The organism is Parasphingorhabdus sp. (assembly GCF_039982415.1).
In the GTDB taxonomy this organism is placed as follows: Bacteria; Pseudomonadota; Alphaproteobacteria; order Sphingomonadales; family Sphingomonadaceae; genus Parasphingorhabdus.
The window spans coordinates 54,932-71,531 of record NZ_JBDWYL010000006.1 but is presented as its reverse complement, the minus strand read 5'-3'; the positions used below and the strand labels follow the sequence as shown (position 1 = coordinate 71,531).

Annotated in this window: 20 protein-coding genes and 2 tRNA genes; 17 read left to right on the top strand and 5 right to left on the bottom strand. The window is 52.1% G+C overall.

Features of this window, described 5'->3' with window-relative positions; translation table 11 throughout:
• Positions 1 to 431: 431 nt before the first annotated feature.
• Positions 432 to 507: transfer RNA gene (locus ABJU74_RS06075), tRNA-Val, on the top strand.
• A gap of 324 nt (positions 508 to 831) precedes the next feature.
• Here the strand turns inward: ABJU74_RS06075 and ABJU74_RS06070 are convergent.
• Complete coding sequence (locus ABJU74_RS06070; protein WP_348383937.1) at positions 832 to 1,458, bottom strand: outer membrane beta-barrel protein; 627 nt, start codon at positions 1,456 to 1,458, stop codon at positions 832 to 834.
• Positions 1,459 to 1,622: 164 nt separating this feature from the next.
• Positions 1,623 to 2,000, bottom strand: a complete 378-nt coding sequence (locus ABJU74_RS06065; protein WP_348383938.1) for a glycine zipper domain-containing protein — start codon at positions 1,998 to 2,000, stop codon at positions 1,623 to 1,625.
• A gap of 126 nt (positions 2,001 to 2,126) precedes the next feature.
• Here ABJU74_RS06065 and ABJU74_RS06060 point away from each other — a divergent pair, with 126 nt between their 5' ends.
• Together ABJU74_RS06060 and ABJU74_RS06055 are read left to right on the top strand one after the other, a co-directional pair.
• Positions 2,127 to 2,675, top strand: a complete 549-nt coding sequence (locus ABJU74_RS06060; protein ID WP_348383939.1) for a hypothetical protein — start codon at positions 2,127 to 2,129, stop codon at positions 2,673 to 2,675.
• On the top strand, positions 2,675 to 2,899 hold the full coding sequence (locus ABJU74_RS06055) for a helix-turn-helix transcriptional regulator (RefSeq protein WP_348383940.1): 225 nt from the start codon (positions 2,675 to 2,677) through the stop codon (positions 2,897 to 2,899). The genes ABJU74_RS06060 and ABJU74_RS06055 overlap by 1 nt, the downstream gene beginning before the upstream one ends.
• Positions 2,900 to 2,927: 28 nt before the next feature.
• Here the strand turns inward: ABJU74_RS06055 and ABJU74_RS06050 are convergent, their stop codons facing one another.
• Positions 2,928 to 3,518, bottom strand: a complete 591-nt coding sequence (locus ABJU74_RS06050) for a TlpA disulfide reductase family protein (RefSeq protein ID WP_348383941.1) — start codon at positions 3,516 to 3,518, stop codon at positions 2,928 to 2,930.
• Between the two features lie 16 nt (positions 3,519 to 3,534).
• Here ABJU74_RS06050 and argH point away from each other — a divergent pair, with 16 nt between their 5' ends.
• From argH to ABJU74_RS06025, 5 genes are read left to right on the top strand one after another with little or no spacing between them, the layout of a single operon-like run.
• Positions 3,535 to 4,905, top strand: coding sequence for an argininosuccinate lyase (gene argH / locus ABJU74_RS06045; RefSeq protein WP_348383942.1), 1,371 nt, complete (start codon positions 3,535 to 3,537; stop codon positions 4,903 to 4,905).
• Entirely contained in the window at positions 4,902 to 5,150 is a 249-nt protein-coding gene (locus ABJU74_RS06040) for a lipoprotein (RefSeq protein ID WP_348383943.1), read from the top strand. The genes argH and ABJU74_RS06040 overlap by 4 nt, the downstream gene beginning before the upstream one ends.
• Before the next feature lie 46 nt (positions 5,151 to 5,196).
• Entirely contained in the window at positions 5,197 to 6,456 is a 1,260-nt protein-coding gene (lysA, locus tag ABJU74_RS06035) for a diaminopimelate decarboxylase (RefSeq protein WP_348383944.1), read from the top strand.
• A 2-nt stretch (positions 6,457 to 6,458) separates the two neighbouring features.
• On the top strand, positions 6,459 to 7,235 hold the full coding sequence (locus tag ABJU74_RS06030) for a siroheme synthase (protein WP_348383945.1): 777 nt from the start codon (positions 6,459 to 6,461) through the stop codon (positions 7,233 to 7,235).
• Positions 7,236 to 7,262: 27 nt separating this feature from the next.
• The gene (locus tag ABJU74_RS06025) at positions 7,263 to 7,727 is read left to right on the top strand and encodes a DUF2721 domain-containing protein (RefSeq protein ID WP_348422705.1); all 465 of its coding nucleotides are present in this window, start codon (positions 7,263 to 7,265) and stop codon (positions 7,725 to 7,727) included.
• Positions 7,728 to 8,090: 363 nt separating this feature from the next.
• Here the strand turns inward: ABJU74_RS06025 and ABJU74_RS06020 are convergent, their stop codons facing one another.
• Positions 8,091 to 8,636, bottom strand: a complete 546-nt coding sequence (locus ABJU74_RS06020; RefSeq protein WP_348383947.1) for a hypothetical protein — start codon at positions 8,634 to 8,636, stop codon at positions 8,091 to 8,093.
• 77 nt (positions 8,637 to 8,713) lie between these two features.
• Between ABJU74_RS06020 and ABJU74_RS06015 the strand changes: the two genes are divergently transcribed.
• From ABJU74_RS06015 to ABJU74_RS05980, 8 genes are all read left to right on the top strand, one after another.
• Positions 8,714 to 9,457, top strand: coding sequence for a TlyA family RNA methyltransferase (locus ABJU74_RS06015; RefSeq protein WP_348384033.1), 744 nt, complete (start codon positions 8,714 to 8,716; stop codon positions 9,455 to 9,457).
• 71 nt (positions 9,458 to 9,528) lie between these two features.
• Positions 9,529 to 10,695 carry a mechanosensitive ion channel family protein gene (locus tag ABJU74_RS06010; protein WP_348383948.1) on the top strand — a complete coding sequence of 389 codons (1,167 nt, stop codon included), beginning with the start codon at positions 9,529 to 9,531 and terminating at the stop codon, positions 10,693 to 10,695.
• A 110-nt stretch (positions 10,696 to 10,805) separates the two neighbouring features.
• Positions 10,806 to 11,984, top strand: a complete 1,179-nt coding sequence (locus ABJU74_RS06005; RefSeq protein WP_348383949.1) for an acetyl-CoA C-acyltransferase — start codon at positions 10,806 to 10,808, stop codon at positions 11,982 to 11,984.
• A 90-nt stretch (positions 11,985 to 12,074) separates the two neighbouring features.
• On the top strand, positions 12,075 to 12,434 hold the full coding sequence (locus ABJU74_RS06000) for a DUF393 domain-containing protein (protein ID WP_348383950.1): 360 nt from the start codon (positions 12,075 to 12,077) through the stop codon (positions 12,432 to 12,434).
• The gene (locus ABJU74_RS05995; protein WP_348383951.1) at positions 12,431 to 12,925 is read left to right on the top strand and encodes a DUF427 domain-containing protein; all 495 of its coding nucleotides are present in this window, start codon (positions 12,431 to 12,433) and stop codon (positions 12,923 to 12,925) included. The genes ABJU74_RS06000 and ABJU74_RS05995 overlap by 4 nt, the downstream gene beginning before the upstream one ends.
• A gap of 81 nt (positions 12,926 to 13,006) precedes the next feature.
• Entirely contained in the window at positions 13,007 to 13,300 is a 294-nt protein-coding gene (locus tag ABJU74_RS05990) for a putative quinol monooxygenase (protein ID WP_348383952.1), read from the top strand.
• Between the two features lie 138 nt (positions 13,301 to 13,438).
• On the top strand, positions 13,439 to 14,947 hold the full coding sequence (gene glpD, locus ABJU74_RS05985; protein ID WP_348383953.1) for a glycerol-3-phosphate dehydrogenase: 1,509 nt from the start codon (positions 13,439 to 13,441) through the stop codon (positions 14,945 to 14,947).
• Between the two features lie 45 nt (positions 14,948 to 14,992).
• Positions 14,993 to 15,066 (top strand) — tRNA-Gly (locus ABJU74_RS05980).
• A 77-nt stretch (positions 15,067 to 15,143) separates the two neighbouring features.
• On the opposite strand, the gene ABJU74_RS05975 is transcribed toward ABJU74_RS05980, so the two are convergent.
• A complete protein-coding gene (locus ABJU74_RS05975) occupies positions 15,144 to 15,569 on the bottom strand; it encodes a hypothetical protein (protein WP_348422708.1) in 426 nt (141 codons plus the stop codon).
• Between the two features lie 314 nt (positions 15,570 to 15,883).
• Here ABJU74_RS05975 and ABJU74_RS05970 point away from each other — a divergent pair, with 314 nt between their 5' ends.
• Positions 15,884 to 16,591, top strand: a complete 708-nt coding sequence (locus ABJU74_RS05970) for a TetR/AcrR family transcriptional regulator (protein WP_348383955.1) — start codon at positions 15,884 to 15,886, stop codon at positions 16,589 to 16,591.
• Positions 16,592 to 16,600: the final 9 nt, after the last annotated feature.

The window sequence follows — 16,600 nt, the reverse complement described above, 5'->3', positions numbered from 1 at the left end:
AACCGACAGGCATAGAAACGCCTCTGCTGAAAACAGGTTTCAGCGTTATTTTTTTCCATGTCATAGAGGCCAGGATTCTCGAATCCGTGACCGCCAGCCGATGTCTCTTAGTAAGCGTGTCTGCGCGAGTCGATCAAGGCTATCTTTGTAAAAAAAATGAAATAATTAGATTGACAGCGGCAAGCTGTGGAAAAATCGATAAATCCATCTAACTAGCTGTAATATAAAGTAAAAATTCTGTGGATAATCGGGTATAGGCTGCGAATCGCGGAAGGAGCTTGGGTTTTGCGATAGATTGACTAGCGGCCGGGATTGAACTCGGGAAAGGCAGTCCTATTTTTGCTTTTCGTAAAAGCTTGCGCAAAGATGCTTGCCAAAGCCGTTCTGATTTGGCAATGGCCCCACACACTTCTTGGGTCTGACCCATGCAAGGGCGATTAGCTCAGTTGGTAGAGCGCTTCGTTTACACCGAAGATGTCGGCAGTTCGAGCCTGTCATCGCCCACCATTTTCCTTGGGTAAGATGCTTCGAGATCAAAGGATGCCCAGAAGAGCTGCGCCGGTTGTTGCGAAGCTCTAATCCCTTAGCAGTTGCGCTGACCCCAGATCAGCAATCGAACCAGCCAATAGAGTAGATTGGGCCCATGGGCTCTTTTTTGATCAATAGCCAATTTCTGCTGTGCGGCAGATTGTAGCTCGGGAGGGCTGTGCCTGCTCATGAAAGGGGTGCGGTCCATTATGACGTTGGATTAATGCGGTTGAGACCGGGCGATGGCGTAGCGGGTGTCTATAGCCATCGCCCGATCTCCAGAAGGGCGCTTCTAAGGGGGGGTTAGAAGCGCACGGTCAAGCCACCCAGCACTTGGTCCGAGCGAAGCGACCGATCATAATCATTGCGCCGATATTCCACCCGGAAAGAGGCGTTGCGGTTCATCGCAAATTCGAGACCGCCGCCGTAAATCAGGCCTTCGCCCGTGACTCTTTCCGTTGCAATCGGCGTGCTATTGCCTGCCGCAAGGCTGCGAATCTGATATCGATTAAACCCGTAGCCGAGGCGGCCATAAGCGAGAACATTCGGCGTGATCGCAATACCGGCCCGAGCTGAAGCGCTCGCTGCCCATTTGGAATCCAGTTCAATCGAACCGCCATTGACCAAGGAGGATTGTAATGTTTTGCCATTGGGACTGAAATCGGCCTCTACGCCTAGAACAATCTGATCAAATTGCGCATCATAGCCAGCAAATCCGCCATATGTTATCCCGCTATTTTTATCATCCAATCGCGCACTATTGGGAGCGGGTAGCAAGGTTTCATCTATTTTGCGCCTTTCCCAACCGGCTTGGACGCCAAATTTAATACCTTCAAAATTCTCTTCACTATCTTGGGCATGGGCAACCGAGGTTCCTGCAAAGAGGGTCAGGGCAAAAGCCAATGTTGATAGTTTCAGGGTCGTCTTCATAATGTGTCCTTTCTAGACATTTGGGGAAAATTTGGGCGCAGCAAGACCGTCTCCAGAACCGCCGGCCCGGTAGTAAAATTGTTAGAATTTTTGAATGTGCGGCGCTGATGAGCGAGCGAAAGCTTGGCCGTTTGGGATCAGCGCCTAGGAATTATTGTACCATATCAACCCACCACGGGATGTCCGCGACCGGTCATGCAGCGAATGACAATATATTTGCGCTCTTCATGCGTGTCGGCCGCGCCGCTGGCACCGCCGATCAGCCCGCCCAGCAGCGCACCGACCAACGCGCCCTCAGCCGAATCATCTTCGACAGCACCCAAAGCACCGCCTACAAGCGCACCGGCTAAAAAAGAAATTTCGGCGCTATCCTTGTCTTTGGTTTTGGCCAGGGCTTGGCAGTCGGCAAGGTCGGCGTGATAGGCTTCATCCTCATAGCCATCGACGATCGGCCGATAGCCGGAAGACAGGCTCGCGCATCCGCCTAGCACAAGGCTGCAGCATGCGATGGTTGAGATCATGCCCGTTCTCGAGAGTTTCATAACTAGATTTCCTTCAATGAATATTTTGATTGAATATGGCCAGTTACACTCTAAAATCTTTCTGAACCATGAATAAAATTTTCTGTTAAACAATAATTTTTATCTGTCAATCAAAAGGTAATTTCTATGAATCAGAAAGCTCTCATTCAGAATCGATGGCTTTATCGAGTCTTGCGCATCGTTGCCGGGATTATGACGTCCTTTGTCGGCTTGATGATCCTTCTGACCGCAGGCACGGCCTTGGCCGGCGACACCGATATGCTGATGGACTTTATTGAGGTGGATTCAAAAGCGCCGACATTGGACATGATCGATTACGCGGCGATCGTCTTTACAAGCGGTTTCGCTATCATAACTTTTTGGTTGCTGTTTCGGTCGATTAATCAGTTTTTGAAACATGCCGAACGGCGCGAATTGTTTTTGGACAGCACTGCCAATGCTTTGGCCCGCATGGGTAGAGCGATGATATTGCTCTATCTTGTCTTTCTCTGTTTTGACGTGCTGTTGCCGATGTTGATTGAGCCGCGCGCACTGATTGAAAATAGTATCGACTTTATTATTTACCTGATCGATCCCAATGTTCTGACCTTGCTTATCGGGACTGTGCTGATAGCGCTAGCAGGCGCCTTGAGAGAAGGCCGCGAAATCCAGGATGAACTAAGGCAGATTGTCTGATGGCTATTGAAGTAACCCTTGATGTGATGCTCGCGATTCGCAAAGTGAAGTCGAAGGACCTGGCCGCTCATGTCGGCATTACCGATGCTAATCTCTCGTTGCTAAAATCGGGAAAGGTGAAAGGGATTCGGTTCGAAACCCTATCCAAAATCTGTGATTATCTCGATTGCACACCCGGCGATTTGTTGCGCCACATTCCAGCGGTTTCCGAAACGATGGAGTGATAAAAGCGAAGTAATTTCTGCCCGTTGTTCAATTTTCCGCGAGCGTCTCTTCCATAAGCATGGCCGCGCGGCTCCCATCCCAATCCATGGCCCCGATGACACGCCACACTTCCTTGCCCCGGGCGTCATATAATACGGTAGTGGGCATTAGTCCGGATCCGAATCCAAAGCTGAGACCATTTTCTTGATCGGTATAGGCTTCCAATTGATTGAAATTGGCTTTGGCAAAAAACGGGTCTACTTTTTCCGCGCCCTGGATATCTTGGGACACCACCAAAACCTTCATGCGATCTTGCTCGCGTGCGGCCAGTTCATCGAGCATCGGCATTTCAACCACGCAGGGCGCGCACCAAGTCGCCCAAATATTGACCAATACGGGTTTGCCGATAAAATCGGCCAGACGGACCGTTTGGCCTTCCGGGTCTTTAAACGGCGTATCGATCATCGGGGCGCCGCGCTTGGAAATGTCGAGTCGCCCGACCAGACCGCTATCGCTTTCGATGGTCTCTGCGCCTTCCAGGCCATCATTGACTTGCTCCGCTTCTTCAGATTGCTTATCGCAGGCGACAACCATTGTCGGTAGGGCCAGAAACAGGAATATTCGTATCACTAATCGCACATCAGATTCCAACAGCATGTGGGGCGGCAGATTTGCCGATGGCCCTTCATCAATCATGCGCGAGATAAACGCGTCTATCCCGTTCGACAAGAAATTATGGCGACAAGATATTCGCGCTTCGCTTGCGCATGTCGCCATGCTTGCCAAACAAGGCATTGTTGAAGCCGAAGATGCCACTCGGATTATTGAAGGCCTCAATCAGATCGCGCAAGAATATGAAGCCGACGGAGTTCCGGAAAATCTCGATCTGGAAGATATTCATATGACGATCGAGGCGCGTCTCACCGAGATTGTCGGACCCGTGGCTGGCCGCCTCCATACAGCGCGATCGCGCAATGATCAGGTCGCGACATCCTTTCGCCTGTGGGTGCGCGATGCCATAGACGAAGCATCAGAAGCATTGTGGCAATTGCGCGAGACATTAATTGCCCGCGCGAAAGAGCAAGCAGATGCCATCATGCCGGGCTTTACCCATTTGCAAGTCGCGCAACCGATTACCATGGGCCATCATCTGCTCGCCTATTATGAGATGTTTGCGCGGGATAGCAGCCGCTTCTGGGCGGCCAAACAGCGTCTTGACCAATGTCCGCTCGGCGCGGCGGCTTTGGCTGGGACCGGTTTTGCTGTTGACCGCAAAATGACCGCTGAGACATTGGAATTTGGCAATGCGACCAACAATTCCATGGATAGCGTTTCCGATCGCGACTTTGCCCTCGATTATCTGATGGCCGCCTCCCAAACGGCATTGCACCTGTCGCGCTTGGCCGAAGAAATCATTATTTGGGCTTCGCAGCCTTTTGGCTTTGTCACCTTGTCGGATCAATGGTCCACAGGCAGCTCGATCATGCCGCAAAAGCGCAATCCCGACGCGGCTGAACTGGTGCGCGGCCATGCCGGACGGATTAGCGGCTGTCTGAACGCGTTGATGATGACCATGAAGGGCCTGCCACTCGCTTATTCCAAGGATATGCAAGATGACAAACCACCAGTTTTTGAAGCGCATGACTTGCTCGGTCTGTCGCTGGCAGCAATGACCGGCATTGTTGAATCGGTGACATTTATCCCGGAAAAAATGCGCGTTGCTGCGGATAGCGGCTTTTCTACCGCCACTGATCTTGCGGACTGGCTGGTGCGGGAAGTGAATATCCCCTTTCGCGAAGCACACCATATTACCGGAGCGGCGGTCAAGCTGTGTGAAGATCGGGGATGCGGACTGGCGGATCTGGCGCCAGAAGATCTCGCTGCGATAGATGGGCGGGTTGACGGGCATGCCATGCCAGACTTGAGTGTGGAAGGATCAGTGGCCAGCCGGACTAGCTATGGCGGAACCGCGCCCGAGCAGGTAAGACATCAAATTGCAATGCTCGAACAGACGAATCGCTTATGAAAAATTATCGAAAAATCGCCGCGTTGACTGCTGTGACTGTCTTGACTGCCTGCGGAAATCGAGGGGCTTTGGAGCCGCCGCAAGGCCAATCGCTTCCCCCTGCTGTTTATGGCGAATCCGAAAAACGGACCGGCGAGGATTTGATCACGCCGTCAACACAGGCCCAACCAGAGCGAAGCGATGAATTGTTGCGGCGGTCCGAAAAACGCCAGGATGATAAATTTGATCTCCCGCCACCGGGTTGAAATTTCTTCTCCTTCTCCCTTATGTTCCTTCCGAAAGCCCTGAAATATGGACCATTTTCAACTTAAAGACGGTGTGCTGCACGCCGAAGATACCGCGCTTACGGATATTGCTGAAAAAATCGGTACGCCGGTTTATGTCTATTCCCGGGCGACATTGGAGCGCCATGCCCGTGTGTTTCGGGAAGGATTGAAAGACGCCGGGAAGATTCATTTGGCCTTTGCGGTGAAGTCCAACCCCAATTTGGCTGTCCTTAAAATTCTCGCCAATCAAGGCTATGGCGCAGATGTTGTTTCGGGCGGAGAATTGGAACGCGCGCTGGCCGCTGGTATGAAGGCCGAAGATATTGTTTTTTCGGGCGTGGGAAAAAGCCGAGCCGAACTGACATTGGGCCTCGACAAAGCGATCGGCCAATTTAATCTCGAATCCGAAGAAGAAGGGCAGATGTTGGCTGCACTTGCGGCGGCACGCGGCGAACAGGCCTGTGCCACATTGCGGGTTAATCCTGATGTCGATGCGGGGACCCATGCGAAAATCTCCACCGGCAAGGCGGAGAATAAATTTGGTGTGGCGATTGATGTTGCGCCGGACATATTTGCCAGATTGTCCAAGCTTGACGGACTAAATTTGCGCGGCGTTGCTGTGCATATTGGGAGTCAGTTGCAAAATCTCGACCCGTTGGAAAAATGCTACACGCGCATGGGACAGCTCGTCCAAGATTTGCGCGAGGCAGGTCATGTGATCACTCATGTCGATCTGGGCGGTGGACTTGGTGTCCCTTACAAGCCGGAAGATCTTCCCCCGAGCCCTGCGGACTATGGCGCTATGGTCGCGCGGGTCACACAGAATTGGGACGTTACATTAATGTTTGAACCAGGCCGGGTTATAGCGGGCAATAGCGGTGTCATGATGACGCAGGTTATCCGCATCAAACCCGGTGTGAATAGTGATTTTGTGATTGTCGATGCGGCCATGAATGATCTTATGCGTCCGGCCATTTATGACGCGTGGCATCATTTCGAAGCGGTTGTTCCCGGCGGTAAAACGATGACCGCGTCCATAGTGGGTCCAATTTGCGAAAGCAGCGATATTTTTGCTAAGGAGCGGGTGGTCGATCGGGTGGAAACGGATGACCTGGGTGTTTTCCGAACCGCGGGTGCCTATGGTGCAACCATGGCCAATACCTATAATAGCCGTCCACTGGTGCCGGAAGTGTTGGTTGATGGCGATCAATATGCCGTGGTTGCCGAACGGATTGATCCCGCTACCATCATGGCCGCAGAACAAGTTCCCGATTGGCTGAAATAGCGATGGAGCAGCTCCCCATTTTCGTGACGCTGAAGGACCGCAAGGTGATATTGCTCGGCAGCGGTGAAATGGCGGACGCAAAAAAGCGTCTCTATCAACGGGCTGGTGCGCTGCTGACCGATGATGAAAATGCTGACGCGGCTTTGGCGGTCATTGCGATAGAAGATGATGTAGAAGCCGCAGTGGCCGTAAAACGCATGAAGCAGCGCGGTTTGTTGGTCAATGCGGTCGATCGTTCGGCCTTATGTGACTATACAACACCAGCCATTATCGACCGCGCACCTGTGCTCATTGCTATTGGTACAGGCGGCGCCTCGGCTGGGCTCGCCAAAGCATTGCGCCAACGGCTGGAGCAGTTGCTGCCAGCCAATCTGGGGCAACTGGCCCGAAATCTATTCGGCGCGCGCAAGCAGATTAAAGACAAATGGCCGGATGGCGCTGACCGCCGCCGCGCCATAGATGCTGCATTGGATCCGGGCGGCCCATTGGATCCCTTGACCGATACCGCTGCCCAAAGGCTCGACACATGGCTCGCTGAACCAGGGACCGGAGCGGCAACCGGCCTGGTGGAATTGACCTTGCACAGCCCGGATGCCGATGCATTGACGATCAAACAGGCGCGTCTTTTAGGGCAAGCGGATGCAATTTTTGCCGCCAATAATTTGCCCCCTTCTCTTCTGGTTCGAGCCCGGGCGGATGCGGAAATTTTTCCGTTGGACGATTTTGATTCGACGCGGACAATGGGGCTGACTTTGCTTATTCGTTATGATGGGCCATAACCGGCTGGGAAAAGGGAGATCAGTGCATTGGGAGATTTGGCGCAAGCAGATATTATTGCGGTGTTGCAAACCGCTTTGGCGCCCGCTTTTTTGCTGGTGGCTGTTGGCGGCATGCTCGGCCTTTTTGCAGGCCGGCTGGCGCGGATCATTGATCGGTCCCGCATTTTGCAAGATTTGTTCAACGAAACCGAAGGCTATGACCATAAATGCGTGGTAGAAGAATTGCATGACTTGCAGTTGAGGATCAAGATCGTCAACAGCGCCATATACCTGAGTGTGATTAGCGCCATTGTTGCTTGTGTCTTGATTGGATTGCTCTTTGTCATGGGGCTCACCGGATATAATTTATCTGCCGTCATTGCCGGCGCGTTTATCATTGCGATGAGCCTTTTATCCATCGCGCTTATCCAGTTTTTGAGAGAAGTGCGCATTGGTGTTCGGGATTTTATGATCCGCGAAGAATATCTCGAGAAAACCGACCAACAAACCTAAACGCATGTGGATTGAAAAGAGGCTATTGATCGCTTTTGGATCAACAGCCTCTGAACATGGGTCAGCGGTTGGAAGTGCCGCTGCCGGAGAACGTGATAGTTAAATCAAATAGGTTCCCCGAACGGATTTTTCCGACCCCTGTGCTGAACCATGAGACATCGGACCACCTCCTTTCGCTTGTTGATAAGATACGAACTGTTGCATTGAAATTCTCCGCTTGTTCGATAATCGGAATGTGAATCATTCATCTCGTGCGAACAAGACTTGAAAAAATTTAATTTGCTGTCAAAATCGCGCGCTCGGTCCAAAATCACCTTATCTTAAGCGCTGCTCCATCAATCGGTTTTTGTGTACCCGTTGCGATTAGCTACGGCAATCTTCGACGACCCGGGTAAATTCCGGCCAGATCGGGATTGCGATGGATTGCAAACCGGTGGTTTCAACAGCAAAACGGCCACGGCTAAACGCGATGCGGTCCATAATAATATCTGAAACCGGTATCATCGTCGCGGCATAGTTGAGTGTGCCGCCGCTGTTGCGCGCCGAAAAGCTTTGCAATCCGGAACTCGCGCGCAAGGTCATTTGCGCTCCGCTATTGGCGACCGTGCCTTCGCGTGAAACGAACAGTTGATTGCGTCCCTGATCGCAGCGGATCATGAAAATTGCCTCCGCATTGGGCGGTCCAAATAAAGCAATCGATCCACGGTCATCTTGCCGGTAAACCCAATCACCAGCGCTGAGCGGCCAGTCAATCCAATTGCCTTCAGGCTGTTTGGGCGCGGGGGCAGAGGCAGGGGCAGGGGCAGGCGTGGGCGCGGCCGCTGCTGATTGTGAGGGAGCAGGCGCAGGGACCACGGCCGAGCAGCCGGCTGCTAACAATATGGCGGAAAAGGCAATTGTGATTCTCATAGCGGATGAATATGGTCAAAAGCATCGCGCTAGGCTAGTCCCATTTTATGTCGCGTGATCCAGCCAAGGCCCCCAAGATTGTAAAAACTCGCATCGACCAACTGCTGGTGGATCGTGGTTTGGCTGAAAGCCGCGCCAAGGCGCAGGCTTATATCATGGCGGGCCTTGTGATTGTTGCGGATCAGAAAATACAAAAACCCGGTCAGAAAATAGCCGATGATGCGGAAATAGAGCTTAAGGGAAAAGATCATCCCTGGGTGTCTCGCGGCGGCATAAAATTGGATCATGCGTTGCGCCATTTTGGCAGGGACGTGACGGGAATGATGGCAATGGATGTGGGCAGCAGTACTGGGGGTTTTACCGATGTATTGCTGAGTAACGGTGCCCGAAAAGTCTATGCTGTGGATAGCGGGACCAACCAGTTGGCTTGGAAACTGCGCCAAGATGACCGCGTGATTGTTCATGAACAAACCAGCGCGCGGATATTGACCGCCGACCATATTTCAGACCCGATTGACCTGATTGTCTGTGATGCGAGTTTTATTTCGCTGACCAAAATATTGGAACGGCCAATGGAATTTGTCGCCGATAATGCCTTTCTGATTGCTTTGATCAAGCCGCAATTTGAAGCGGAACGGGCTGATGTCGGGAAAGGCGGCGTCGTGCGCGATGAAGCGATCCATCAAGCGACATGCGATAAGGTGAGAATGTGGTTGATCGACAAAGGCTGGCAAGTTGATGGCCTTGTTCAAAGCCCGATTACCGGCCCCAAAGGCAATATTGAGTTTCTCATCGCCGCGCAGAAACAGTGCGCGCAATAATAGTCCACGCAATAATAGTCCGCGCTAGGCGACTTGTCTTTCTGCTTCATCCTCATTAGCAGAGATTGTCTATGACCCAAGCCACAAATAGCGCGCAAAATCCTGCCATTTTCGATGTTGGTGTCGCCGCTCAGTCCTTGTTTGAAGACAGTTTGACGTGGCTGACCGAAAATTATGTTGAGCTGATCATCGCGATGATTGTTGGCTTGATTATATTTTGCATCTTGGCGATGATCAAACGATGGGCGGCACGATATGTCAGTCAGCAGGATCGGCTGATCGGGTACCGAGCGATCATATCGGGCGCAATTGCCAAAACCAGCAAGTTTTTCATGATCATGATCGCCGCTGAATTGATTGTCATCTATTCCAATGCGCCTGCTGAAATTGCCAAGACCATCGGGTTTTTGTTCACCATTTCGGTGGTTATCCAGATTGCCATCTGGTTGCGCGAATTAATTCTGGGCTTTTTCAACCGCAAATTGTCGACCGATTCTGATCAACACGAAACTTTGCAGAGCGCGATGACCTTGATCCGCTTGTTGGTTACGGCGGCCATTTTTTCGATTGCGACGATCGTGATTTTGGACAATCTCGGCGTTGACGTGACCGGTTTGGTTGCCGGATTGGGTGTCGGCGGGATTGCGATCGGTCTTGCGGCTCAGGGGATTTTTTCCGACCTATTCGCAGCCCTGTCGATCATTTTCGACAAACCCTTTCGTCGCGGGGAAACCATTACCTATGATAATACCGTGGGAACCATCGAAAAAATCGGATTGAAAAGCACGCGATTGCGGTCGGTTACGGGCGAGGAAATCATCATCTCCAACACCAATTTGCTCGATAAGGAAATAACCAACTTGTCGCAATTGGGCCGCCGGCGAACTCGCTATGGCATCGGGGTTGTCTATCAAACGCCACCCGATGAAGCGCGGCGGATTCCCGGCTTGTTACAAAAAATTGTTGAAGATAATGGCGGTCGCTTTGTCCGCTCCGGATTTGTCGGTTTTGGCGATAGTGCGATTAATTTCGAGCTGGATTTCGACATAATGAGCAATGACTATGAACTTGTATACCAAGGGCGGCACGAGATCGGTTTGGCGATTTTGCAAAAATTCAATGAAGAAGGCTTTGAATTTGCCTATCCAACCCAAACCAGTTTCACAGCGGCGCCGGATGGCAAGATGACTTTGCCTTATCCTGAAGCCGGTTTCCCGGTTCATATACAAGAGGGCTAGCTTGCCGTAACGTCACAACCAGTGGCAAAGAAAAACCTTGTTAATGGCGCGATTAAAAGAGAGAATACGCGCCAAATTCGACTCTAATCCATCATAAAAGGATCTCAATCATGCGTGACGCCGTCATCGTTTCCACCGCTCGAACTCCCATTGGCCGTGCCTATAAAGGTGCATTTAACGCCACAGCCGGCCCGACACTGGGCAGCTTCGCCGCCAAAGCAGCCGTTGAACGCGCGGGCATTGACCCTGGGATGGTCGAAGACGTGGTTTGGGGCAGTGCGTTGCAACAGGGATCACAGGGCGGCAATCTTGGCCGCAATGTGGCGCTGCGTTCTGGATTTCCGATTGAAGTGCCGGGCATGACGTTGGATCGCCAATGTTCCTCCGGCCTTATGGCCATAGCGACGGCATCCAAACAGGTGACCGTTGACCGTATGGATGTGGTTGTTGGCGGCGGTCAGGAATCCATTTCCACAGTGCAAACGCCGGAAATGCGTATGGCACCTGATAAAGCGCTCGTCGCGATGCATGATGATATCTATATGCCAATGCTGCAAACCGCCGAAGTGGTCGGTGCGCGCTATGGCATTTCGCGCGAAGCCTGTGACGAATATGCGCTGAAATCGCAGCAACGCACAGCCGCTGCCCAAGAAGCGGGTAAATTTGACGACGAGATTGTCGAAGTCACTGCAACTATGGGTGTGCAGGATAAGGAAACCAAAGAAATTTCCATGCATGAAATCACCCTGAGTAAGGATGAGGGCAATCGCCCCTCCACCACTCTGGAAGGCTTGCAGTCTTTGAAACCCGTACTGGGTGAAGACAAGATTGTCACGGCCGGCAACGCATCGCAATTGTCCGATGGCAGTTCCGCCAGTGTGGTGATGGAAGCCAGTGCCGCTGAAAAAGCCGGTCTCAATCCGCTGGGCCGTTATGTCGGTATGGCTGTGGCTGGAACCAAGCCGGATGAGATGGGCATTGGCCCGGTTTTCGCTATTCCGAAATTGCTCGAAAAATTCGACCTGAAAATGGATGATATTGGATTGTGGGAATTGAACGAGGCCTTTGCGGTGCAAGTGCTCTATTGTCAGCAGAAGCTTGGTATTCCCGATGAATTGCTCAATGTGAATGGCGGATCCATTTCCATTGGCCATCCTTATGGCATGACCGGCGCACGCTGCACCGGCCATGCGCTGATCGAAGGCAAACGCCGCGGTGCCAAATATGCCGTCGTTACCATGTGTATTGGCGGTGGCCAGGGCGCGGCCGGTCTGTTCGAAATTTTGTGATCTTTGATATTATCGAGCCGTCGCGGCGGCTCGATAATACCTCCTAAAGTACAGCCAGACGATTTTGATTTCCTCTTCTAAAAGAGGAGGATGAGTGAGGTTATTGTCTGGTTTGATGGCGCTTGCCCCCTATGCGCGCGGGAAATTGCGCTGATGCGGCGACTGGATCGCATAGCAGCCATCCATTTTGTCGATATTGCCGATAACCGATCGGATTGCCCCAAGGATCGCCATCAGATGCGCGCGCGATTCCATGCGCAAGAGCAGGGACGGCTTCTTTCCGGGGCTGCGGCCTTTGCCGCCATGTGGCGCGCCATACCGCTATTGCGGCCGCTCGGACTATGGGCGCGGCGACCTTATGCCTTGCGTTTGCTGGAATGGTTTTACAGGAAATTTCTGATCGCCCGTCCGCTGCTCCAACAGTGTGTTAGTAAGGAATATAGGCCATGAATATTCCACCAGATCCGGTGAAACCCGGCCAGGAAAGCGTCTGGGACTATCCTCGTCCTGCCATTGCAGAGCCCAATCACCACCATTTGGAAATTATCCATAAGGGGGTGAAAATTGCCAGCACCAAAGCCGGTTTTCGGACATTGGAAACCAGCCATCCTCCCACTTATTATTTTCCACCGGAAGATGTCGCCTGGACTCATTTATGCACCAGTCCGCGCCGTACAATTTGCGAATGGAAAGGCCAAGCGCGATATTTGGACGCAGTGATCGAAGGGGACACATTGGATATGGTCGCTTGGACCTATGCCAATCCGAACAGCTCTTTTGCGATGATCCGAAATCATGTGGCCTTTTATCCGGCGCCCTTTGATCGTTGTTTGGTCGATGGCGAAACGGTTGTCCCGCAACCGGGCGGCTTTTATGGTGGCTGGATTTCTTCCCATGTTGCTGGCCCCTTTAAAGGCATTCCTGGCAGCCGGTTTTGGTAAATGTGCAGATTAAGGTTGCGCCGTTCGGCCCAGTCCGCAACACTCGTTTTTTGACACATATAATTTTCAGGAGAATAGACTATGCCAGCAGTGGGCGTGATCGCGACTTTGACCGTAGCGGAGGGCAAAAATGCCGATTTTGAAGCCGCATTTAGTGAGTTAATGGCTGCGGTTCGGGCCAATGAACCGGGCAATGAATTTTACTCTGTTTTCCAATGCAAGGATAACCCGCAACAATATAAAGTACTGGAACGCTATGTCGATCAAGCGGCGCTGGACGCGCATGGCAAATCTGATCATTTTCGCGCCAGTGGCCCCAAATTGGCGCCCTGTATGGCAGCGGCTCCCGAGATTGAGCATCTCGACGGGATTTAACCCGCCGATCCAATGGGAAACCTTCGGCCAAATGAGAAGGTGTTTTCCGGCTGACGATAACGGCGACCGGATGCAATTATCTGTAAGATATTGCAGTGCAACATTGAACATTGCGCCGGAAGCTTTATGAGGCGTTCCATGTTTGATTTGGCAATTATCGGTGGCGGCATAAATGGCGTGGGCATTGCTCGCGATGCCGCTGGTCGCGATCTGAAAGTTTTGCTGGTAGAGCGCGATGATATGGCGGCGCATACCTCATCGGCCAGCACCAAGCTCGTCCATGGCGGATTACGCTATCTGGAACATTATGAGTTTAGTCTCGTCCGCAAAGCCTTGCAGGAACGCGAAGTGCTGTTGCGCAACGCGCCGCATATTATTTGGCCGATGCGTTTTGTCTTGCCGGTCGACGAAGGCATGCGTCCGGCCTGGTTGTTGCGACTGGGATTGTTTCTTTACGATCATCTCGGTACCCGCTCGCTTCTGCCGGGTACGAAAAGCCTTAATCTGCACAAAGATTTGCGCGGCAAGCCTCTGCAAAAGCGATTAAAAAAAGCTTTTGCCTATTCTGATTGCTGGGTCGAGGATGCGCGATTGGTGGCGTTGACCGCGCGCGATGCCAAAGAGCGTGGTGCCGACATAAGGGTGCAAACAGAATGTGTCGGCATTGCACGCAGCGCTGATCACTGGACCTTGCAGCTGAATGGCCCGGATGGAGCCGGGAGCGAACAAGCCAAAGTGCTGGTCAATGCGGCGGGACCTTGGGTTGACCCGGTCACTGCGCTTTATGACCAAAGCAGCAACGCTGCAAAATTGCGGTTGGTAAAAGGCAGCCACATTGTGATTGCGCGCAAATTTGAAGGGGATCACAGCTATATTTTCCAGAATAAGGATGACCGGATCATCTTTGCCATTCCTTATGAAGGCAATCATACTCTGATCGGAACCACCGATCAGCCTTGGAGCTATGACGAAGGGCCAGCGAAGATTAGCGACGGAGAAATTGACTATCTTTGTGCCGCGGCCAGCGAATATTTTGCTCAGCCGGTAACCCGCGAACATGTCCAATGGACCTATTCCGGAGTGCGCCCTTTATTTGACGATAAAAGCCAGTCGGCATCGACGGTGACGCGTGATTATGTGTTTGATTATAATGACCAAGACGGAGCGCCGGTCCTGTCGGTTTTCGGCGGCAAGATAACCACTTACCGTGTCTTGGCGCGCCAAGCGATGAAGGCGTTGAAGGCGGTGCTGCATGTCGACACTGATGATTGGACCAAATCTGTGCCGCTGCCTGGTGGCGATTTTCCTGCGGACGGATTTGATGCGCTTACGGCTGAATATGCAAAGCAATGGGATTTTCTCGACAAGGACATAATCGCGCGGTTGGTTCGGGCCTATGGTACCGATTGTGCGCAAATTCTCGATGATGTGAAGGACCCGTCCGGGCTGGGCACCTATTTTGGAGCCGGCCTTTATGAAGCAGAACTAAATTGGGTGATTGCCCATGAATTTGTCACCCGCGCGGAAGATATTTTGTGGCGCCGGTCAAAGCTGGGTTTGCATATGAGCGAAGCGGAAAAAGCCGCCGTGGCGCAATGGTTTGCGGTTCGCGCGACAAAAACAAAAGCGGCCGGTGCCGTTTCCTGATTGACGCGCCGCAAACACGGTGGCAATAGCGGCGCTTGGAAATAGGCGGGTGTAGCTCAATGGTAGAGCAGAAGCCTTCCAAGCTTACGACGAGGGTTCGATTCCCTTCACCCGCTCCACTCATTCCCCTTAGAAATCCATAGCAATTTGTACGAATTTTGAGCGACCGCTAGTCGCTGGTTCAAATACGGGTCATTCAAAACGGTGCTGGCGCTTTATAAATCATTTCGACGCGTTCAATTTGACCGCTAAAACCGACGACCACAGTGATGTCCCAAAAGAGCTTTCCAAGGCCGTTTGGAGCATATGAAAGACGAAAGGGTTGCGACAATCGGTTGTCTGACACTATGCGCTTCACCTCCCAAACTTCTTGGAACGGTACACTTAAAAACACGTCCCGCGCCGACACCTTGCTTTGGTCATAGGACGCCACTGATCCTGCCAGCAATTCAAAGGATTGTAACTTATCGTTTCTCAATCCTTCTTGCGCGGTTTCCAGTTTCGATATCAACGCATCGGCCTCTCCGACCGTCAGCCCCATCAATTGCCGTTCGGTGGGTGCCGAAACATCTCCGAGCATGTCAGCTTCAGCTGGGGTGGCGTGTCCAATAAAACTAGCCAAAAAAAGCGCTATACCGAGTTTCATTCAAGAACATTATCCGGTCTGCAGAATGGAGGCAAGCCATCCTTATTTCGATCTGTTGTTGATATATCCGCTAAACCCCGAAAGCGGACACTAATATTAGCTTTGTTAAACTGCGATAATTGTTTGGATAGCAGCCACCGGATTAATATCGTCGATGCTTGCTTCAAAAGTAGACATGCTCCACAGGCTTGTTGTGCATGTTGAAATTGATCGCCATTGCTGATTGGCCATGATCGCCCGCGTATACAAAACCAAGATATGTGCAGCTGAAGAGAATTGGCGCTGGTAGGATGCAAGTGGAGGCTTCAAAACCTGATATGGAGATTGACAAGAAAACAGGAACGGGGCGTCGGTTCAGCCCGGAAAAACGCAAGTCTATGATCCTCGACAGCGCAGCGGAGCTTATCGCCAAGCATGGCACGTCTGACCTTTCACTGGAAGTTATCGGAGAGAAGGCAGGCGTCAGCAAGACGCTCATGTACCGCTATTTCGGTAGCTTGGTTGTGCTGCTCAAAGCGCTTCTAAACCGCGAATATCGCCATCTGCGGACAGAACAGCTTACCGCGGCAGAAAGCGCGGATACCTATGAAGAACTCGTTCGAAATGTAACCCGTGCCTACCTGCTTTGCATTGAAGATCGCGGCCTGATTATCGAGAGGCTCCAAGCCTACCCAAATATCGCCAAGGCCCAGGACCCGACACATTATAATCGCGAACCTTCCATTCACTATTTCTCTGAGGTCACAGCTGAGGTGTTCGACATTCCCCTTGATGTAGCTATAGCGGCGACAGAGATTTCATTCGGTATGCCGGCGGCAGCTGGGGAGTTTTTGGTCCGGAGCGGTATGGATCGCCAAATGATCGAGGATATCACCGTCTCAATGATCCTTGGGAGCGTAGCTGGACTGCGCAACGATGCTTTCGGGCGACAGGCAAAGGTCAGGCCGCCCTCAGCCATCCTTCCTGACCCGGCGCAGAAAAAAAAGACGAGAGAGTGAGCGCTCCGC

Coding starts and splice junctions, on each gene's coding strand:
- ABJU74_RS06070 (WP_348383937.1), bottom strand. CDS start 1,458: ATGAAGACGACCCTGAAACTATCAACATTGGCTTTTGCCCTGACCCTC.
- ABJU74_RS06065 (WP_348383938.1), bottom strand. CDS start 2,000: ATGAAACTCTCGAGAACGGGCATGATCTCAACCATCGCATGCTGCAGC.
- ABJU74_RS06060 (WP_348383939.1), top strand. CDS start 2,127: ATGAATCAGAAAGCTCTCATTCAGAATCGATGGCTTTATCGAGTCTTG.
- ABJU74_RS06055 (WP_348383940.1), top strand. CDS start 2,675: ATGGCTATTGAAGTAACCCTTGATGTGATGCTCGCGATTCGCAAAGTG.
- argH (WP_348383942.1), top strand. CDS start 3,535: ATGTGGGGCGGCAGATTTGCCGATGGCCCTTCATCAATCATGCGCGAG.
- ABJU74_RS06040 (WP_348383943.1), top strand. CDS start 4,902: ATGAAAAATTATCGAAAAATCGCCGCGTTGACTGCTGTGACTGTCTTG.
- lysA (WP_348383944.1), top strand. CDS start 5,197: ATGGACCATTTTCAACTTAAAGACGGTGTGCTGCACGCCGAAGATACC.
- ABJU74_RS06030 (WP_348383945.1), top strand. CDS start 6,459: ATGGAGCAGCTCCCCATTTTCGTGACGCTGAAGGACCGCAAGGTGATA.
- ABJU74_RS06020 (WP_348383947.1), bottom strand. CDS start 8,636: ATGAGAATCACAATTGCCTTTTCCGCCATATTGTTAGCAGCCGGCTGC.
- ABJU74_RS06010 (WP_348383948.1), top strand. CDS start 9,529: ATGACCCAAGCCACAAATAGCGCGCAAAATCCTGCCATTTTCGATGTT.
- ABJU74_RS06005 (WP_348383949.1), top strand. CDS start 10,806: ATGCGTGACGCCGTCATCGTTTCCACCGCTCGAACTCCCATTGGCCGT.
- ABJU74_RS06000 (WP_348383950.1), top strand. CDS start 12,075: ATGAGTGAGGTTATTGTCTGGTTTGATGGCGCTTGCCCCCTATGCGCG.
- ABJU74_RS05995 (WP_348383951.1), top strand. CDS start 12,431: ATGAATATTCCACCAGATCCGGTGAAACCCGGCCAGGAAAGCGTCTGG.
- ABJU74_RS05990 (WP_348383952.1), top strand. CDS start 13,007: ATGCCAGCAGTGGGCGTGATCGCGACTTTGACCGTAGCGGAGGGCAAA.
- glpD (WP_348383953.1), top strand. CDS start 13,439: ATGTTTGATTTGGCAATTATCGGTGGCGGCATAAATGGCGTGGGCATT.
- ABJU74_RS05970 (WP_348383955.1), top strand. CDS start 15,884: ATGCAAGTGGAGGCTTCAAAACCTGATATGGAGATTGACAAGAAAACA.